Here is a 17,935-nt window from a genome sequence, read left to right as displayed (position 1 = left end):
CGGAGAACGGCTTCACGTAAAGGTAAAAAGCGCGCAGGAATCGTTGTAGCTCATGCGATGTTACGAATCTCCTACTACCTCTTAACACGAAAGGAAATGTATGTAGATTTAGGAGAAGATTACTTCGATAAACAAAAACAACAAGCCATTGTTAAGCACTCATTGCGTAGGTTAGAGGGGTTAGGTTACACAGTGACAATTGAGGAACCAAAGGTATCCTAAGTCCATTCTCCAACTCAATAGATCTTTGAATGAGACGCTCTCCTCAAAAAGAAGAATGAGCTGCGTCTACTTTAGTATTGCCATTTTTCCATATTATAGAACTTTATTTTCATGGTAGGAGTCTCACCGTTTCCCTCCGCCCCTTTGCCATATAAGTGTCTCGAAACCACTTCCAGGATAAGCTGCTTTTATGCACAGATTTAATGGAGGATACGAACTTGCAGGCACTCTATTCTGGGTGCGGAAACCTTGTTATGTAGCGCTTTATGCATATAACACAAGGATAGTGGAAGACCCCCGACACAGTAATGGGGTTCGTTTCTCACATTCATCGAATGGGGTGGTTGGGAAGCTGCGAGACTCCCGCGGGAATGGCTTGCCGTCATCCCCGCAGGAAAGCGAGTGGCTTCCCAACCACCCCTGACGCTCCACACGGAAAACGAACCCCGAAAAGTCTCGAAATAGAGTCTTCAAGAATCCTGCCAAATACTTTAATAACTCTTTTGTGTAATAAGTATCCTATATGCGAGCTTTAGGTTTATGTTCTCCCTTTTAAAGGAAAGCAATCTTTAGATTGTAAAATGAAGGGAGTTTATGAACATGGAAGAGAGAATCGAGTATTTGACTGATTGGCTGCGTACGAAGACAAAAGAAGCAGGGGCTGACGGGCTTTTGGTCGGAATCAGTGGAGGGATTGATTCCGCAGTTGTTTCGTATTTGATTAAACGTGCCTTCCCTGAAAATTCTTTAGGAGTAATCCTACCAATTAACCAAGGTGTTGAAGACCAAACCGATGCTCTGGATGTCGTAGAAGGTGCGGATCTTGATTATGTCGGTATTGAATTGACCGATACTTATCAAACGACTTACGACACGATTAAGAACCAGTTAAATGAAAAAGGTGATTGGAATGACGAAAAGTCACAGCTTGGTGGGGCGAATCTTCAAGCGCGTCTCCGTATGAGTACGCTTTATGCTGTAGGGAACAACTATAATTATCTTGTCGTGGGGACAGATAATGCAGCGGAAGATTATACGGGATATTTTACGAAATACGGAGATGGAGGAGTCGACCTCGTTCCTCTGATCAATTTAAGAAAAGAAGAAGTAAGAGAAATGGCCAAGGCGCTTAAGGTCACGGACTCTATCGTTCATAAAAAACCGAGTGCTGAACTTTGGGAAGGGCAGACAGATGAGGAAGAACTGGGAATGTCTTATGATACGATTGATGCTTATTTGAGAGGGGAAAAAATCGACCCCAAAGACGAAAAGAATTTGAAAGAACTTCACAAGAAAACCGCACATAAGCGCCAAATTCCAGCAGGTCCTGAGCGGTTCGAAGGAGAGTGATTGTCCAATTATGAAGCAGGATACAGCAATGATTATCATTGATATGATCAATAAAATGGACTTTGATGGTGGAGAGAACCTACTTGAAAACAGTCTCCCTGTAGCCGAGCGCTTACACAACTTCAAGAAAGAGGTGAAGAAGCAAGGAGTACCGGTGATTTATGTGAACGACAACTTCGGGCTTTGGCAGGATAACGCTTCTGATTTGTTGGAAGAGTGTAAAAAAGGAATAGGAAAACCTGTCGTGGAACAAATGGAGCCTGCTGAAGACGATTATTTTATTATTAAACCGAAGCATTCGGGATTTTTTGGTACACAGTTAAGTATTCTCTTAGACCATTTAGAAGTGAAAAACCTAATTTTGACTGGAATTGCTGGTGATATCTGCGTTATTTTCACAGCGAACGATGCCTATATGAGGGAATACAACCTTTGGGTGCCGGAAGATGGGACAGCTTCTGAGTATAAAGAAGATAATGAAAATGCCTTGAGAATCATGAAACGATCGTTGGCTGCCAGAACCGATTCTATGGATATCAATCATTTGAGAACCATTTTCAGTAGTTGACAGTATGGAGTACCTGTCATATATTATTAGGGAACACAGGTGATGGTTTCACGAATGTAACTTTTAACCCGTGAAGGAGAAATGATTTATGAGTGTGGTTGTTCTTAACTAATCCATGAACTGGATACGTCCTGAAAAAAGTGTGCGAAAGCATGCTTGGTTTGTTATACCTTTTTTTCTGGAACAGTTAAGAACAAGCATAAGCATAGCCGGATAAAACGATCCTAAAAGCTATGACTGGCTTAGTCAGTCATAGCTTTTTTTTCGTACATTCGTGGAACTACATTCTATATGTGTCCCTACGGAGTCCGCAGCGAGCTATCTTCAGCTTGTTGCGGACTTTTTTATTTAAATGATCACCAGTTGAAATAAGGAGGAAAAACATTGAATCAACAAACATATGAAAGTTTAGGCTTGAACACTATTTTAACAAGGGTTAGTGATTTCGCTCATACAGATCAAGGGAAAGAAACGATTCTGAGCCTGCAGCCATCCAATGACCAAAAGAGGTTGGAAAGAATGCATGAGGAAGTCAAAGAGGCAAGAGCCATTATAGATAGTCACAGTCATGTACCCATTCATACCCTTGGTGACATTCAGGCTATGATTGATCAAGGGAACAAAGGAATCTATATCCGTCCGCAGCAATTTGGTTCCCTTGTTTCTTTTCTGGAGCATTGTACAAAATTGAAAAGGTTTATGAATGATAAGCAGATTCTTGCGCCGACCATCTCTTTATATGTTGACTCTATCGCGGATTTATCCCAATTGGAAGAAGAGATTTATGGGAAAATACGCCATGGGCAAATAGATGAGTCTGCAACGAAAGAGCTGGGAAAGCTTCGAAGGAAAATAGATAAAACTCACAGTGATATGAAGACCAGAATGGAAAGTTCAGCTAAAAAGTATAGCTCTCTTCTCCAAGAAGCTAGGCCAGTGGATAAAGGGGGACGTCTGACCCTTCCTGTCAAAAGAGAAAACAGGTCCAAAGTGAAAGGTGTCATCCTTGACCAATCTTCTTCTGGAGCGACGTTATTCATAGAACCGAATGAAGTGACTTCCCTTCAAGAGCAGGTCCAGCTCTTGAAAATGCAGGAAGAGCAGGAGGTGGAACGGATCCTCTATGCGTTAACTGCCTCTGTTCTGGAAAAGGAATATGAATTGAATATCGCTATGGAAACGATGCACCAGTATGATGTTCTTTTTGCTAAAGCGAAATACAGCAAAGCGATTGATGGTTATTCCCCGGCGTTTTCACAAGGGGAAATTGAGGTCAAGGAGGGTCGTCATCCTCTACTAGGGGAAAAAGCCGTTCCGCTGAATCTCCATATGGGTGTGGATGATCAAGCCCTGCTCATTACTGGGCCGAATACAGGAGGGAAGACGGTAACGTTAAAAACGGTCGGCTTGTTTTGTTTGATGGCCCAATGTGGTCTGCCGATTTCTGCACAGCCCGGCACAAGGTTACCTCTTTTCCAACACGTTTTTGTTGATATTGGAGATGGGCAAAGTATTGAAGAGAATTTGAGCACCTTCAGTTCAAGACTGACGAACTTGATTCATATTTTGCAACACGCTAATGATCATTCCTTACTTCTTCTGGACGAAATCGGTTCAGGAACAGACCCTGGAGAAGGGATGGGATTAGCGACTGCGATTCTGGATCAACTCGCCAACAAAGGCTCGACCATTTTGGCGACCACTCACTATAGTGAAATGAAAACCTATGCCATGGAGAAAGAAGGGTTCATTAATGGAGCGATGGCCTTCGATTTGGAAACCCTTAAGCCTACGTACCAGCTGCAAATAGGAACAGCTGGGAAAAGTCAGGCGTTTGATATCGCCTATAAATTAGGACTGCATCCGGAAATCCTCAATCATGCTTATGACATCACATACAAGCAAAAAGAGAGCTTTACGAAAGATGATAAGCTTTTGAAAAATCCGTCCTATGCCAAGCAAGTGGCGATCAATAGGTACAGGCAAAAACGCAAAGCTCAGAAAAAAGAGAAAGCAGGTTTTCAAATGGGGGATAATGTGTGGATTCCAGCAGAAGAAGAAATGGGTATTGTCTATAAAGGGCCGGATGCTTTAGGCAATTACGTCGTCCAAATCAAAGGGGAAAAGAAAGAATACAATCAAAAGCGCTTGAAACTCCACATTTCAGCCGATGAATTATACCCAGAGGATTATGATTTTGATATTATTTTCAAATCCAAGGAATATAGGAAGATAAAAAAAGTAATGGATCGGAAACATGTCGATGGCTTAACTCTGGAAGATGACGAATAAAGGAGAGTGTTAGAATTTCAATTGGCACGTATAGGCGTGTTATTCTGAGTTAAACAGCAAAAAGGGGTGAAGAGGGTGAAGAAGCGGACGAAATGGGTCATGATTATAGCCGTACTTTCATTAGTTGCTGTTCTTGCCATCCCGGAAGCATATGCCTATTTAACAAAACGAAATTATGATAGTGAAGCTGTGACAGCAAATGAGATACCTGAAGGGTACGAGGTGGCGACTCTTTCGGGTGGATGCTTTTGGTGTATGGAGCCTCCATTTGAAAAACTGAAAGGCGTCCATAGTGTCGTATCCGGTTATACGGGAGGGGAAACAGAAAATCCTTCTTACGATGAAGTAGCTTCCGGGGGAACGGGCCATATCGAATCTGTCCAAGTCTATTACGATCCAGACCTGATTTCCTATGAACAGATTCTCGATGTCTTCTGGAGACAAATCAACCCGACCGATGACGAAGGTCAGTTTGTGGATCGAGGGTACCAATATACGACCGCCATTTTCTATCACACACCTGAACAGCGGGAAAGCGCTGAACAATCCAAACAAGAACTCCAAAATTCCGGTCGCTTTCAGAATGAATTAGTTACCCCGATCCTGGAAGCAGAAGAGTTTTACAAAGCAGAGGAATACCATCAAGATTATTACAAGAAAAATACTTTAAGATACGATTTTTACCGTGGGAACTCAGGGCGCGATCAATATTTAGAAGAGAAATGGGGAGAGGACTTAGAAGTGGATCTTCCTAAGAAATAATCTTTTTCATTGGACGCCATCTTTTATACAAAAACAAAACCCCTTCGCGGGAGCGAAGGGGTTTAAATCATTGAAATTCAATAACTCTCTGTTTCTTTAGGAATGGAAGGATTCGCATCCGTATCCATACTTGTATAGCCTACGTAACTGAAACCGATGACAATAATCATAAGAATGGCAAGTAAAATTCTTCTCATTATATTTCCTCCATCACTACAAACGACAGAAAAAAGCAGGTTTTGTCGAATATTGTAGATTGTTGCTTATTCCATTGTAAGCTTTCGAAAATAACATTACAAGCCTATCCTTCGTCTAAGAGACCATTTTTAAACCGATAACTCCGGCAACGATACAAGTAATGAACAACAGACGTTTTCGATTCGCTTTTTCTTTAAAGAAAAAGATGCCCAGCAAAACGGTACCTGCCGACCCAATTCCTGTCCATATCCCATAAGCCGTTCCGATTGGAAGATCTTTTAAAGATAAAGAAAGGAAATAGAAGCTCGCTGCACCTGCAAGTATAGCCATGAACGCCGGTTTGCGTTTTTGAAAGCCATCCGACAGCTTCAAGAAAAACATGGCCGTCATTTCTCCTACTCCAGCCATCATTAAAAATACCCATGCCATGCTTATCCCTCCTGTTGTACCTGTTCTGAAGTGGTCTCAGACATTTTCAAACCAATAATGCCTGTAATTAGAAGCACAATAAAAAAGACTTTCCCAGCACCGCCTCCGTCGCCAAGAAAGATCATCCCGATTAAAGCTGTACCTGCTGCGCCAATCCCTGTAAATATCGCATAACCTGTTCCAATATCAATCACTTTTAATGCTTTGGTGAAAAAAGTGAAGCTGATAACTATACAAATGACGGTAATAGTTGAAAAGAGGGGATCCGTGAAGCCCTCTGACAATTTCAAACCAACAGCCCATCCGATTTCGAAAAAAGCACCAAAGAATAAATAAATCCATGCCATCGTTTCATACCTCCCTAATGCTCCGGGTTTTTAATGCCAAGCCAGAAGATTTGCCAACTTGCTTCCTGTCTTTTTTCAAAAACATCCCGGTCATAAAAATTTTCTTCCAGAAACAAACCGTCAATCAACGTATAAAATGCAGAAGTCAGCGTATTTGTAGAAAGAGGGCGGATAATTTCCTTCTCTATCCCACGTTCAAATACCGGGCGGATAATCTCAGTCATACAGTCTTCCACCATTAAGAAAACTTTCTTAATTTCATCTGCGAATTCTTCGGGCGGAAAAAAGGTTACACGCTTGAAAAACATACCTTCTGTTGAATGAGCCATATGTTCCAGGTAGACACGATAGATCTCATGAAGATGATCAGCCACTGAGTCCTGGTGAATGGATCCTGATTGATTCATCAAATGACTCTTTTCTCTTTCTCCCACGTCATAAAGAACATGAAGAAAGATATCTTCTTTATTATCAAAATGGTTATAAAGAGAAGGCTTCTTTATTCCAACAGCTTCCGCAATATTGGCAAGGGTCGTATTCTCATATCCAAAATTGGCAAAGAGCTTGAGACTCTCTTCAATAATAGTTTCTTTTGTCATTCAGCTCTCTCCTTTCACTAACTAACGTTTGTTAGTTTCATTTTACCACGGCAGATGAACGTTGTCTAGAACTCTAATTTCGACATGTTTAGTCATGATTAATGAAGGGAATGCTCTGTAATAAGAGGACTTATACCATAAAAGGAAATGGTGAAATGGCACATAATTTTTTTCAAGGTGCCTGATACTAAAACAGAAGGGGATTGAATCGGTGAACCAATATAAACTGGATCGATACGAAGGGGCTTATGCGATTTTGGTCGAAGAATCCGAATTTAAGAATGAACTTTCTGTACTCAGAGAAAGGCTTAGCTTTGTAAAACCAGGAGATTATGTTGAAATAGAATTCGATTCCATTGGTAACCTTAAACATGTAGCTATTTTATCTAAATGTGACAAAATGGAAAAAGCTTAAGAAGAAGTGCGTCAGCGGCTCAGAAACTGAACCGTTGACGCACTTCTTCTTTTTCATCTACAAAAGCTCCAGATTGTGGAAGACTCAGTTTCGAGGCTTTTGTTGAGTGGATGAGGGCTGCGGGGAATAGCTCGCTTTCCGCGGGAGCGCGGTGAGCCTCCTCAAGCTTCGCTCTGCGGGGTCTCACCATGCACTTTTTTCCCGTAGGAGTCTCGCCATTCCCCTCCGCCCCTTTGCCATTTAACTATCTCGAAACCACTTTCGGAATTAGCTGCTTTTATGCACATGGTTATTGGAGAGGAATGAACTCCTAAACACACTATTCTGCATGCGAAAAGCTTGTTATAGGGCGCTTTTTGCTTATAAACCAGGATAGTGGAAGGCACCCTCCCACAGTAAATGGGTTCGTTTCTCACTTTCATGGTATGGGGTGGTTGGGAAGCTGCGAGACTCCCGTGGGAGAAGGAGATAGGCGAGATCCCGCAGGACGTAGTCCGAGGAAGCTCGGCGCACCCCACAGGAAAGCGAGTTGCTTCCCCACCACCCCTGACGCTCAACACAACAACGAACCCCGAAACATCTCAAAACTGAGTCTTCAAGAATCCTGCCATTAAGTTGAAGATATAGAAGGGGATTGTTATTTATTCATAATATTTAGACAATAATGTTGAATTACCTTGCATTTCTTTTGTATATCATCATAATAAAAGTAAGAGATTTGTACTGGGGGGATAATCATGCTGTTACGGAATGCAATGGACCTTTTGGATGAAGGTGTATTGATTAGTGATGAAGAATACACAATCACATACGTAAATCCTGCCTACGTAAAGATGTTTCAATTAGAGGAAGAACGGATCGTTGGCGAGAAACTTAATCATCTGTATCCGGATTTAGCACCAGAAAAGAAGCTCCTTTCCAAGTCCATCCAAGAGAAAAAAGACATCGGTTTTGAAGGTATGGATTTTCATTGGCAGGGAAGGGACATGGTGCTGCACTTTTACACTAAACGCTTCACTCATGAAGGGGAGAGTTTTGTTCTCATCCGTATATTCGATATGACGGAGCAGTCAAAGAGAGAGAAAGAATTAATCCATATGATTGAAGAAATGACAGCGAATATTGTAACCATTGCTAAAGGATATGCCCTCCTACCATTGCAGCCAATCTTGAGAGAGGAACAGCGCGATATTTTATTGGCAAGAGTACCTGTTTTATGTCAGGAACAGAATGTGAGCCGACTTGCCATCCAGTTTTCGGGGATTACTTCAATTGATGAAGAATGGGCGGTCCTTTTGAAAAACCTTATGATGAGTCTTAGGTTGTTGGGCATTGAAGTTGTCCTTGCTGGAATGCGTCCACAGGTAGTGGTGCAATTTGCGCAAAACCATATTCAATTAGATGGGGTCCGCACATTTATGAATGTGCAGCAAGCGACGAAATATTTCTTGGAAACGGGGTTGAAGCCGAGGTTCGAATAGAAGTGGAAAATACCCTCTCCATGGGAACTGCAGGCCCGGTCCTTATGGTTTTACGAATCATGGCCTTCATTATATTTCTAAGTATCTGCCTAAGGAAGCATGAAGGAATTGAAATGGGGACTTTCATTTTTCACTTCGTTGTAGAAGAGCAATTCTGAAGTCACCCTGTATTCCGCCCTTAGCTATGACATGTATGAAAGCAAGGGGACATGCCCTGATTTTATCTGAAGAAGGTCATAAACATGATCTTTTTAAGCTCAACTACCACTCCCGTTCGTTTTTTCCCCCTGAGAAAATACACATTCCGAGAAGGTTGACTTTCCTGAATACGATCCTTATTTAGATAATTTCCACACAAAACAGTAACGATTTTTAGTGTTCCTTCTTTATTTATCATCTTTTGATGTGATTCAGTAAACCACCCCATCCACATTTCCCCTGAGGCATATTTTCTGTTCAGGGGATTTCTATTATCCTCATCTTTCATTCAAGCAAAGAACACAGACTGCCTGCTGTCTAATGTGCTATAATACAAACAAATGTTCTTGGAAGGTGATCGATATGGAAGAGCTACTGGACGGACTAAATCCATCACAACAAGAAGCGGTCGTATCTACAGAAGGGTACGTCCGTGTCATCGCCGGTGCAGGTTCCGGGAAGACCCGTGCCTTAACTCACCGCTATGCCTTCATCGTGAATGAGCTGGGGATCGATCCGGCAAATATTCTATCTGTAACTTTTACGAATAAAGCGGCTCATGAAATGAGGCGACGAGTAAAAAAGTTGATCGGAGGGGAGCAGGACACAGGTTTTATAACCACCTACCACGGTTTTTGTGTCCGTGTCTTACGTGAAGATATCCACCGGCTTTTTTACCCGAAGAATTTTGTCATTTTGGACGTGGAAGATCAGAAGATTCTCCTAAGAGAGATCTTTGAAGATATGGGGTTAAAACTGAATGATAAAACGTTCAAAAGGATTCTCGATAAGATTGGAATTCTTAAAGGGAACACACATTATGTACAACAAATGATTTTACGTGGAGAAATGCCTTCTGTGGATGATTCGGGAGATCTTGACAGTCAGATTATTCAACAATATCTCAAGAAGCAAAAGCGAGTGTATGGGCTGGATTTTGATGATTTACTCAACTTTGTCTTTACTCTTTTTGATCAGAATAAAGAAGTACTGGAAAAATGGAAGGATCGACTTTATTATATCCAGGTCGATGAATTTCAGGACAGCAGTTTGAAACAATTCGAACTTGTTAAAATGCTTGCTGAAAAACAGGGGAATTTATTTGTTGTGGGTGATCCTGATCAAACCATTTATGAATGGCGTGGAGCCGATCCTAAGTATATGGTGGATTTTGAGAGTTACTTCCCTGATGCTCAGACCATTTTTTTGAAAGAGAATTACCGTTCGACACCGGAAATTCTCTCCTTGGGAAATGCTTTGATCCAGAACAATTATTTCAGGGTAGATAAGGACATGCTTCCTGTCAATCCACCTGGTGTGAAGGTGGTTCATTATCATGGAAAAGATGAGATTCAGGAAGCTAAATGGATTGTGAGTAAGATTAAACAGGTCGTGGCAGAAAAGAAGGCGAGCTTGAGCGATGTGGCCATTTTATATCGAGCGAATTACTTATCCCGTTTTGTAGAACAGGAACTTATTGCTGAGAATATTGAATATAAAATATTTGGAGGCTTCAAATTCTTTGACCGGTTAGAAATCAAGGATGCGCTCGCTCACTTGAGGATGATTGCATTTCAGGATGATTTGTCTTTCAGTCGCATCATAAATGTTCCTAAACGACAAATTGGCAAGAAGCGGATGAGTTTTCTCAGGGAGAAAGCAGAGGAGGATGGGCTTTCCTTATATGAAACCTTGAAAAAATATGTAGACCATGATCAGCTGAGGCGTACAGGAGCACGAACTTTTATCGAAGCGGTCGAGTATTTGAAGAAAATTAGAGGCAAGAGAAAAGTATCGGAACTGCTTCAAGAGGCTATGCAGGTGACGGGCTATGAAGCCTACCGGAGGGAAGACGGTGACCAGGAGAGATTGGATAATATGGCTGAGCTTCTTCATTCCATTGTCCAATATGAACAAACGCTTGGGGAAGACATTTATTTGGATGAATACTTACAAATGATCTCCCTCTACACAGACGACGACAGGGCTGACGAGGTGGCATCTGTCAAACTCATGACGATTCATACAGCGAAGGGCCTTGAGTATCCTTATGTATTTGTTATAGGAATGACAGAAAGTGTTCTCCCGAATGTCCGTGCATTAAGGCAGCGGAAAGAGAGAGGGCTGGAAGAAGAGCGAAGGCTTGCCTATGTAGCTGTAACGAGAGCGGAAAGGGAACTCTATTTGACTGAATCTGAAGGCTTTCAAAATGGAGGACAGAAGAAATACCCTTCCCGATTTATCTTTGAAGTCGAAGATCGTTTATATGACCGGGTCGGAGAGTTGGATGAGTCTCTTATTGAAGAGGCAAAAGAATATATACGTGCTTCGCATCGTCTTGAGAAAGAGCCTTCTGGTGAATTTTTCGAAAAAGGAACCCGGGTCAAGCATCCTGTTTTCGGTGAAGGTTCCATTGAAGAGGTCGATGAGAAGAAAAACAATTATATGATCTTTTTCGACCGACTTAAAGCTCCGAGACCAATCAGTCGGAACTTTAAAAAACTAGAAAAACTATAAATTAATCAAAAGAGCCGTCACCATACACGTGACAGCTCTTTTTTAGAAATCCTTGTATAAAAGATTATAGGATTTTATATAGCGTTTGCAACATTCATTGCTTTTTCTGCACGTTCCTCTTCAGGACCAAAGTATTCGAGCTGATAGATGACATCGAGATCCCCATCATACCATTCCACAAAAATATGGTCCTCCTTTTCCTGGACACCAGCTACAGCCCCAGAGTTTAATGGGACCTGCAGTTCAGATTCTTGGAGAATGTTCCCTGGTTCATACAGGGTGTGCACCACAGCTTTCTCTGAACCATCCGATTGGTAGAGGACCTCTACTCTCTCGTCTTCCACATTTGACTCAACATGAGTGACTTCGAAAGGGACATCTTCAGGAAGACCAAGCTTCTCCTTTTTCTCATCCGATAAGGAACCTACCGGCTGAGCGAACGTCTCCGGATAAGCCGTTTTCAAATCCTCAAGCGATAAATTTTGCGAGGAACAAGCGGCGAGAAAGATCAATGTCGCGAACAGTAGAATTCTTTTCCACATGTTTTCCACTCCTTGAACATAAAAAGAAAAACTTCCGTTCACATTTTACCATACTTTCCTCTATCTGATTCTTAAAAATTCTGATTTGTTTTCAATCCCACCCGTTAGATTTATTGTTGGGTATACCAACACGGATGTAGGAAGACATTAAAGGTTATTTGAAAAATAGTCAGATTTTCTTATATAACTTGAAACGTTTAAGGGAATCAAACGTAATAATAGAGTAGAAAAATAGAATCAACAGACTGGGTGACGGCTCAAAGGGGAAAATCTTAATCACAGTGAAAGGTAGGATGACATGGAAGCTATTCAAATTCGTACGTTTCTTGAAAAAGATTTTGACGCTGTCCAGCAACTAAATGAAGAAGAAGGATGGAGCGGCCTTGTGGAACGTGGTGAGGAAACGTTATGCTCCTGGCTGAATTCAGAACCAGCTTTGGTTGCGGTGGTGGATGGTGAACTCGTCGGTTTCCTCCGAGGACTGACAGATGGGTCCATCACTTTGTATGTGTGCGATCTGCTGGTGAAAGAAAGTTTTAGAAATCAGGGGATTGCGGATAAATTGATTCAAACCGCTCACGAATGCTATCCAAGTACACGTGTGGAAATGTTAGCATCAACAAAGTCCGAGGGTTACTATGCTCATCAAGGGTACCGCTCCTTTTATGGATTCAGGAAATCGGCTGAAGAAATGTAAAAAAACAACTGACTCGATGATATCGGGTCAGTTGTTTTCTTTTATATATTCGGCTTCTTCCTCAGGAGTGAGGAGGCGCTTGGCTTTTCCAATTGTGCCACGTTGCATTTCCCAAATCGTATTATGGTCAGCTACAGCATTTGAAAAATCCTCATCGGCCCATTTCATTAAAATTTGTTTATAGACATGCTTATGAGTCAAGTCATTCGTTTCCAAATGTTCGAGCAGCCAAGAAATGCGAAGGGAGTGGATTTCAAAAAACGTCCATTTTTCATCTGCTTTCACTTTTTGATGTGACATGCCATGAATGTATTCCTGGTATTCCTTGTCTGTCAACTCCGGCCCTGAAATCTCTCCTCCAAAAGGATTTTTTCCATCTTTCTCATAGGCTCTCAGTTCTTCCGCATTCACTGTTCCTGTGACACCCTGAGCTGTAGATACCCCCTGGGTTTGTACATACAAATAAGCTCCTGCGACGGCACCGATACATAGACAGAACGAAAACCATAGGATTAATCTCTTCATGTACAGCCCCCTTAAAAGTGTTTACCAGTAATTTCTATTATATAGGATGGGGTAGAGGAGAAAAAGAGAATGGTCGCAAATAAACTTGTATGACCTCTCCTTAGCTATCGACATAATGAGCTAATTTCGCTGCGAATGAGCGTGGGATGAATTTGGAGGCATAGGCCAATCCCTGGTTCATCACGCCGGGAATAACCACACGTTTTCCTTTCACAAAGCCGAGGAATCCTGACTTGGCTACCGATTCAGGAGACATCGTACTGTTTACAAGTTTCGTGTGCTCTGCTTTCGCTGTTTTGAAGAAATTGGTGTCTGTTGCGCCCGGGCATAAGGTGGTAACCGTCACACTTGTATCTTTCATCTCCTCGACAAGGGCTTCTGAAAGAGAAAGGACGTAAGCTTTGGAAGCATAGTACACGGCCATTTTTGGACCAGGTTGGAAGGCAGCCGTGCTTGCTACATTCAATACCCCTTTAGGGATGGAGCGGAAGCGAGCCGCTTTGATTTCAGGTAAAAACAGGTGAGTCAGTTCAGTTAGGGCATTGATGTTCACGTGCAACATTTTCTGTTGGTCTAGTAGAGGGAGGTCCTCAAAAAGTCCATTCAAACCAAAACCAGCGTTATTTACAAGAACAGTAACATGGAGGCCGAGTTCTTTCACCTTACTATACACAACTTCAGCTGCTCCAGGTTCTGATAAATCCTGAGGAATGATCGTAATCGGATGACCGTCCAGTTCCTCTTTTAACTGGTGAAGCTTGTCTTCGGATCGTGCAACGACAATCAAGTGATACCCTGATTTAGCGAATAGACGGGCAAGTTCGTATCCAATACCACCCGAGGCTCCTGTGATCAATGCAGTTGGCTTCATGAAAATCTCTCCTTTAACAACTTCATATGCAATAGATGCTAACAGTCTATACCCTATTACCAAGAAGAACAAATCACACGTTTGATTACTAAAAAATAACCAGACCAGGTCATCCATAATTTGGATGACCTGGTCTAGTATGTTTTGGCTATACAATCTCTTTTCGTTTTAGTGTTTGAATGGCTCCGAAAAGGAGGAGAACAATCGTAACAATGGTAAATAGACTTGCTAACCAAAGGTCTTGCCCGACTTCTCCGGTTCTTAGTAAGGAAGGGAGATAGGAAGTAATGTTTGTTGGACTCCATTCCAAAAGGTGAGAAAAAACACTTGTGACCAAATTTAATATCATGATGATACTAATCGTTAAAAACAAAACAAGGCCTGGGGTTTTCGTCCATGTGTTCATGAAGAGGCTTATGCTGATGACGAAGATAATATACAGGCCGTAAAAGCCAGCTGTACTCAATGCGTGAATGAAAGATACGTCACCAAAAAGAAGTTGAACATAATACCAGCTTGCAATTAAGCCGACGAAAATAGAAAGAAGAACAAGCGTAACATGGGCTGCCCATTTGGCAGTCACATAGGCGGTATAGGATACCGGCTTTACTAGGATCAACTCGGCCACCCCTGATTTCCGTTCTCCGGCGATTGTTCCCATCGTAATCAGGGCTATGACGAGCACACCGAGTGTGTTGATTTGTGAGATGCTCATCATGAATACATTGGCCGCCGGCGGAGTCGGGATATCAAAGGTCGCGCCGTCGGGGAGCCCTCCGGTAGATTCAAGTATTTGAGGGAGGTAATAAGTTGTCAAAGGATCCATGATACAAAAAAGAATAAAGACAAGAGGGACCCAAACCCACTTGTAATTTCTGGCGGACTCCAGGCATTCCTTTTTATAGATGGTCAGCCATTGCATGCTCGTTCACCACCTTCATGAATAGATCCTCAAGTGTCGTCTGTCCTACTTCAAAGAAAAGAAGCGGCCATTGTTCCTTAGATACAAGCTCTAAAAGAACATCTCGAGCTTCAGGCACATTTTGTACATAAACATGGATCTTTTGCTTTTGGATATCTGTATGGGTGACGAATGGGAACTCCTCCATTTTTTCTTTGTATGCTTTCATGTTTCCGTCAAAACGTAGAGTGATCTTATCTACCTGATGTCGTTCTTTGACGTCTTGAAGAGAGCCTGATTCTACAATAGCTCCTTTGTGCATGAGGAGGATTTCATCACTGGCCTCCTCCGCATCACCTAAGATATGTGTAGAATAAAGCAACGTAGTTTCTTGCTTCAACTCTTCCATCAAGTTTAGTACATCTCTCCGGCCAATTGGATCTAAGGCGGAGACCGGTTCATCAAGCAGGAGAACGCTCGGCTTGTGGATCATGGCTTGTGCAATCCCGAGTCTTTGCTTCATCCCGCCGGAGTACTTCGATATTTTTCGATTCTTGGCATCCGCGATCCCGACACGATCCAGCAACTGTTCCGCTAGTTTTTGAGATTCATGCTTAGGGATATGGGAAAGACGGGCGACGTAGTGAAGGAATTCCATACCAGTCATCCAACTGTGAAACTGCGGATGTTGAGGCAAGTAACCGATGTATTTGCGAATATCTCCTTTTACTCCATTCGCGAGTTCCACTTGGCCGGAGGTGGGGTGCATGAGCCCTGCGATCATTTTTAATGTGGTGGTTTTCCCTGCACCATTGGGGCCGAGCAAAGCGACGCATTTCCCTGATGGCAAATTGAATGTGATGTTCTTCACTGCATATTGTTTATCAAATGTTTTCGTTAAATTTTTCAGTTGAATCAAGACTCATGACTCCTTCCGAAAATAAAATAAGCGATGGGGCCGATCGTGTTGATGAATAAGATGATAAGCGCCCACATCCATTTTGGGCCATTTGTAGTCTCTGCACGAAATAAACTTACAAGAGCTGTAATCATTAAAACCAGTTGGATGATGAGCAGGGGAGCGATGATCGCTATATTCTCGTTAATGATATCCAAAACATTTTGAGTGAGTAACATGACATCACCTCCTTATAAGGTCTTTGTTCTGCCTTTAGAAAATTTTATGATTTCGTCACCGTTTTTTTTCTCTTCCAAACTGTTTTCCATAAGATGAAAAAGATGATGCTTGGTACAGGGAATTGAATCAGCCCTACGATTCCCCACAACCATGGTGCTTTTCCGATCTTTCTAGCTTTAATAAAAAGAATAGAACTTTGTGTCATGAGAATGAGAACAACGAGAAGCCATCCCCATATAGGCATTTCTTCAGGTCCGTAATGTTTCATTGTCGCATCTCCACCATTTCATAGCGTTCTTTATAGAAGTAGCGGATTAAAATGATAATTGAAGTGATTTGTGCAAAAACAAACAAAAGAGGGACATAGAAAAAGCTGAAAATAAGGAAAGAAATAAAAATGAACGCCATCCCCCATAAACAAGTCAATTCAAACCACAGTCGCCGGTACCAGAGGGCTGTCTGTTCTTCGATAAGATTCTCGAAGTAGGAGAGGGAAGGTTCAGTTAGTTCCATTTGTTCTTCTGTGTGCCGGGCTGCTTCCTGAAGCCTTTCTTCCAGTTTTTTTGGTGTCTTTTCATCTGTCATCCGTTCTCAGCTCCTTTCGTAAATTCTCCAGCCCATAATGGACCCTGGATTTCACTGTCCCTACTTTCACCTTGGTCATTTTTGCAATATCTTTATAGTCATAGCCGTAATAATGCTTCAAGACGAGTGGGATTCGATGTTCGTCCTCAAGTTTCCATAAGGCCTCCTGGACTTCATGCCAATCACTCGGAAAAGAAACAGGGGAGTGGGGAAATTCTTTTCGCAGTTTCTCATCCAGTTCCTTTTTCTTTTTTTGCTTTCGTTTGTAGTCCAAGTATGTGTGTGTAGCCATTTGGATCAGCCAAGTAGAAAACTTGGATCGATGATTAAACTGGTTGATTTTCTGGATAGCCTTGATTAGTACGTCCTGTGTCACATCATAAGCCAATTGTTCATCCCCGCTCATTTTCCATACATATTTAACGATGAAGCTATAGTGTTTTTTCAGGAGTTCAGCAAGCGCCTGTTCATTACCATCTTGTGCTCTCCTGATGAGATCCGAATCCATAAACATCCCTCATTTCGTTCCCTGACTATAAGACGTAAGTTTTCGTTGTTTCGTTCAAATGAACATTAAAAAATTTCTATTTTCCTCTTTTTCATCATAATTGTTACTAAAGGTCTCTGAAAATGACCTGAAGGAAGTTATTTCACTATATGGCAGGATTGTGGAAGACTTGATTTCGAGATGTTTGTGGGATTCTAGGGGCTACGGGAAAAGGTTCGCTTTCCGTGGGCGAGTGATGAGCCTCCTCGAGCTAACGCTCTGCGGGGTCTCATCTACCACGCACTTCCCACAGGAGTCTCACCGTTTCCCTCCGCCCCTTTACCATATGAGGTTCTCGAAATCGCTCTAGTAGTAACCTGCCAAGTTCGGTAATGAAAGACCTGCTCACCCACGCCGTTATAGAGTCGTTTTAACCATAGATTCTGCACGAATAAGGTGTGGGAACAGGGTCTGGGAAACGTCCGCATGAAAAGCGAATGGAGACACGAACGTGTGTGTTTTTCTACTGACTGATCCAAAACACCGCAAATCGTCGTTTCCCTGACCCCGTATCCATGGCCAGGAATTGTCATTCATTATTTCAACTAGGCAAGGCTGCCCTTAAGGCTGCACGGAATGTGCTCACCGCGCTCCCGCGGAAAGCGAGCCATTCCCCGCAGCCCCATCCACTCTACAAAAGTCTCGAAACTGAGTCTTCAAGAATACGAAGCTTATTTGGAATTCCACTGAGATTCATGGCTTAAGAATTATTGGAACAGACTGGTTGACTTTATTATCTGAATTTTATAGA

Annotated in this window: 20 protein-coding genes and 1 pseudogene; 9 read left to right on the top strand and 12 right to left on the bottom strand. The window is 42.2% G+C overall.

The window, feature by feature from the left end; all coding sequences use genetic code 11:
• The 5 genes and pseudogenes from BLS23_RS15350 to msrA form a co-directional block, all read left to right on the top strand.
• Positions 1 to 222: pseudogene (locus BLS23_RS15350) on the top strand (IS110 family RNA-guided transposase); the annotation flags it as partial.
• 600 nt (positions 223 to 822) lie between these two features.
• A complete protein-coding gene (gene nadE / locus BLS23_RS15345; protein ID WP_089653920.1) occupies positions 823 to 1,572 on the top strand; it encodes an NAD(+) synthase in 750 nt (249 codons plus the stop codon).
• Positions 1,573 to 1,600: 28 nt separating this feature from the next.
• Entirely contained in the window at positions 1,601 to 2,140 is a 540-nt protein-coding gene (locus BLS23_RS15340) for a cysteine hydrolase family protein (protein ID WP_406945666.1), read from the top strand.
• 384 nt (positions 2,141 to 2,524) lie between these two features.
• Positions 2,525 to 4,432, top strand: coding sequence for an endonuclease MutS2 (locus tag BLS23_RS15335; protein WP_089653918.1), 1,908 nt, complete (start codon positions 2,525 to 2,527; stop codon positions 4,430 to 4,432).
• Between the two features lie 75 nt (positions 4,433 to 4,507).
• Positions 4,508 to 5,194 carry a peptide-methionine (S)-S-oxide reductase MsrA gene (gene msrA, locus BLS23_RS15330; protein WP_244157234.1) on the top strand — a complete coding sequence of 229 codons (687 nt, stop codon included), beginning with the start codon at positions 4,508 to 4,510 and terminating at the stop codon, positions 5,192 to 5,194.
• Between the two features lie 312 nt (positions 5,195 to 5,506).
• Here msrA and BLS23_RS15325 read toward each other — a convergent pair whose 3' ends face one another.
• From BLS23_RS15325 to BLS23_RS15315, 3 genes are read right to left on the bottom strand one after another with little or no spacing between them, the layout of a single operon-like run.
• The gene (locus BLS23_RS15325; RefSeq protein WP_089653917.1) at positions 5,507 to 5,821 is read right to left on the bottom strand and encodes a DMT family transporter; all 315 of its coding nucleotides are present in this window, start codon (positions 5,819 to 5,821) and stop codon (positions 5,507 to 5,509) included.
• Positions 5,822 to 5,823: 2 nt separating this feature from the next.
• Complete coding sequence (locus BLS23_RS15320; RefSeq protein WP_089653916.1) at positions 5,824 to 6,168, bottom strand: DMT family transporter; 345 nt, start codon at positions 6,166 to 6,168, stop codon at positions 5,824 to 5,826.
• A 14-nt stretch (positions 6,169 to 6,182) separates the two neighbouring features.
• On the bottom strand, positions 6,183 to 6,767 hold the full coding sequence (locus BLS23_RS15315; protein WP_089653915.1) for a TetR/AcrR family transcriptional regulator: 585 nt from the start codon (positions 6,765 to 6,767) through the stop codon (positions 6,183 to 6,185).
• 211 nt (positions 6,768 to 6,978) lie between these two features.
• Between BLS23_RS15315 and BLS23_RS15310 the strand changes: the two genes are divergently transcribed.
• The 3 genes from BLS23_RS15310 (at position 6,979) to BLS23_RS15295 (ending at position 11,378) form a co-directional block, all read left to right on the top strand.
• Positions 6,979 to 7,182, top strand: a complete 204-nt coding sequence (locus tag BLS23_RS15310; RefSeq protein WP_089653914.1) for a hypothetical protein — start codon at positions 6,979 to 6,981, stop codon at positions 7,180 to 7,182.
• Between the two features lie 737 nt (positions 7,183 to 7,919).
• Complete coding sequence (locus BLS23_RS15305) at positions 7,920 to 8,663, top strand: PAS domain-containing protein (protein WP_089653913.1); 744 nt, start codon at positions 7,920 to 7,922, stop codon at positions 8,661 to 8,663.
• Positions 8,664 to 9,224: 561 nt separating this feature from the next.
• Positions 9,225 to 11,378 (top strand): ATP-dependent helicase, encoded by a 2,154-nt coding sequence (locus BLS23_RS15295; protein WP_089653911.1) that lies wholly within the window; start codon positions 9,225 to 9,227, stop codon positions 11,376 to 11,378.
• A 74-nt stretch (positions 11,379 to 11,452) separates the two neighbouring features.
• Here BLS23_RS15295 and BLS23_RS15290 read toward each other — a convergent pair whose 3' ends face one another.
• A complete protein-coding gene (locus BLS23_RS15290) occupies positions 11,453 to 11,920 on the bottom strand; it encodes a hypothetical protein (RefSeq protein ID WP_089653910.1) in 468 nt (155 codons plus the stop codon).
• A gap of 298 nt (positions 11,921 to 12,218) precedes the next feature.
• Here BLS23_RS15290 and BLS23_RS15285 point away from each other — a divergent pair, with 298 nt between their 5' ends.
• A complete protein-coding gene (locus tag BLS23_RS15285; protein ID WP_089653909.1) occupies positions 12,219 to 12,617 on the top strand; it encodes a GNAT family N-acetyltransferase in 399 nt (132 codons plus the stop codon).
• A 27-nt stretch (positions 12,618 to 12,644) separates the two neighbouring features.
• Here the strand turns inward: BLS23_RS15285 and BLS23_RS15280 are convergent, their stop codons facing one another.
• From BLS23_RS15280 to sigY, 8 genes are all read right to left on the bottom strand, one after another.
• Positions 12,645 to 13,142: a DUF6241 domain-containing protein gene (locus BLS23_RS15280; protein ID WP_089653908.1), complete on the bottom strand. Its 498-nt coding sequence runs from the start codon at positions 13,140 to 13,142 to the stop codon at positions 12,645 to 12,647.
• Between the two features lie 100 nt (positions 13,143 to 13,242).
• Positions 13,243 to 14,013, bottom strand: coding sequence for an SDR family NAD(P)-dependent oxidoreductase (locus BLS23_RS15275; protein WP_089653907.1), 771 nt, complete (start codon positions 14,011 to 14,013; stop codon positions 13,243 to 13,245).
• 148 nt (positions 14,014 to 14,161) lie between these two features.
• Positions 14,162 to 14,935, bottom strand: a complete 774-nt coding sequence (locus BLS23_RS15270; protein ID WP_089653906.1) for an ABC transporter permease — start codon at positions 14,933 to 14,935, stop codon at positions 14,162 to 14,164.
• Positions 14,913 to 15,833: an ABC transporter ATP-binding protein gene (locus BLS23_RS15265; protein WP_089653905.1), complete on the bottom strand. Its 921-nt coding sequence runs from the start codon at positions 15,831 to 15,833 to the stop codon at positions 14,913 to 14,915. The genes BLS23_RS15270 and BLS23_RS15265 overlap by 23 nt, the downstream gene beginning before the upstream one ends.
• Positions 15,830 to 16,051 carry a PLD nuclease N-terminal domain-containing protein gene (locus BLS23_RS15260; RefSeq protein WP_089653904.1) on the bottom strand — a complete coding sequence of 74 codons (222 nt, stop codon included), beginning with the start codon at positions 16,049 to 16,051 and terminating at the stop codon, positions 15,830 to 15,832. Before BLS23_RS15260 ends, BLS23_RS15265 begins: the two co-directional genes overlap by 4 nt.
• Positions 16,052 to 16,095: 44 nt before the next feature.
• Positions 16,096 to 16,320, bottom strand: a complete 225-nt coding sequence (locus BLS23_RS15255; RefSeq protein ID WP_089653903.1) for a sigma-Y antisigma factor component — start codon at positions 16,318 to 16,320, stop codon at positions 16,096 to 16,098.
• Complete coding sequence (locus tag BLS23_RS15250) at positions 16,317 to 16,637, bottom strand: DUF5345 family protein (protein ID WP_089653902.1); 321 nt, start codon at positions 16,635 to 16,637, stop codon at positions 16,317 to 16,319. The genes BLS23_RS15255 and BLS23_RS15250 overlap by 4 nt, the downstream gene beginning before the upstream one ends.
• The gene (gene sigY / locus BLS23_RS15245) at positions 16,627 to 17,145 is read right to left on the bottom strand and encodes an RNA polymerase sigma factor SigY (RefSeq protein WP_089653901.1); all 519 of its coding nucleotides are present in this window, start codon (positions 17,143 to 17,145) and stop codon (positions 16,627 to 16,629) included. The genes BLS23_RS15250 and sigY overlap by 11 nt, the downstream gene beginning before the upstream one ends.
• Positions 17,146 to 17,935: the final 790 nt, after the last annotated feature.

Source organism: Halobacillus aidingensis, assembly GCF_900104185.1.
GTDB lineage: Bacteria > Bacillota > Bacilli > Bacillales > Halobacillaceae > Halobacillus > Halobacillus aidingensis.
The sequence above is the reverse complement of the archived record's forward strand: the minus strand, read 5'-3'. Positions and strand labels throughout refer to the sequence as shown.

Coding starts and splice junctions, on each gene's coding strand:
- BLS23_RS15325 (WP_089653917.1), bottom strand. CDS start 5,821: ATGGCATGGGTATTTTTAATGATGGCTGGAGTAGGAGAAATGACGGCC.
- BLS23_RS15295 (WP_089653911.1), top strand. CDS start 9,225: ATGGAAGAGCTACTGGACGGACTAAATCCATCACAACAAGAAGCGGTC.
- BLS23_RS15260 (WP_089653904.1), bottom strand. CDS start 16,051: ATGTTACTCACTCAAAATGTTTTGGATATCATTAACGAGAATATAGCG.
- BLS23_RS15340 (WP_406945666.1), top strand. CDS start 1,601: ATGATTATCATTGATATGATCAATAAAATGGACTTTGATGGTGGAGAG.
- BLS23_RS15280 (WP_089653908.1), bottom strand. CDS start 13,142: ATGAAGAGATTAATCCTATGGTTTTCGTTCTGTCTATGTATCGGTGCC.
- BLS23_RS15315 (WP_089653915.1), bottom strand. CDS start 6,767: ATGACAAAAGAAACTATTATTGAAGAGAGTCTCAAGCTCTTTGCCAAT.
- BLS23_RS15290 (WP_089653910.1), bottom strand. CDS start 11,920: ATGTGGAAAAGAATTCTACTGTTCGCGACATTGATCTTTCTCGCCGCT.
- nadE (WP_089653920.1), top strand. CDS start 823: ATGGAAGAGAGAATCGAGTATTTGACTGATTGGCTGCGTACGAAGACA.
- BLS23_RS15250 (WP_089653902.1), bottom strand. CDS start 16,637: ATGACAGATGAAAAGACACCAAAAAAACTGGAAGAAAGGCTTCAGGAA.
- BLS23_RS15275 (WP_089653907.1), bottom strand. CDS start 14,013: ATGAAGCCAACTGCATTGATCACAGGAGCCTCGGGTGGTATTGGATAC.
- BLS23_RS15320 (WP_089653916.1), bottom strand. CDS start 6,168: ATGGCATGGATTTATTTATTCTTTGGTGCTTTTTTCGAAATCGGATGG.
- BLS23_RS15270 (WP_089653906.1), bottom strand. CDS start 14,935: ATGCAATGGCTGACCATCTATAAAAAGGAATGCCTGGAGTCCGCCAGA.
- sigY (WP_089653901.1), bottom strand. CDS start 17,145: ATGGATTCGGATCTCATCAGGAGAGCACAAGATGGTAATGAACAGGCG.
- BLS23_RS15305 (WP_089653913.1), top strand. CDS start 7,920: ATGCTGTTACGGAATGCAATGGACCTTTTGGATGAAGGTGTATTGATT.
- BLS23_RS15255 (WP_089653903.1), bottom strand. CDS start 16,320: ATGAAACATTACGGACCTGAAGAAATGCCTATATGGGGATGGCTTCTC.
- BLS23_RS15285 (WP_089653909.1), top strand. CDS start 12,219: ATGGAAGCTATTCAAATTCGTACGTTTCTTGAAAAAGATTTTGACGCT.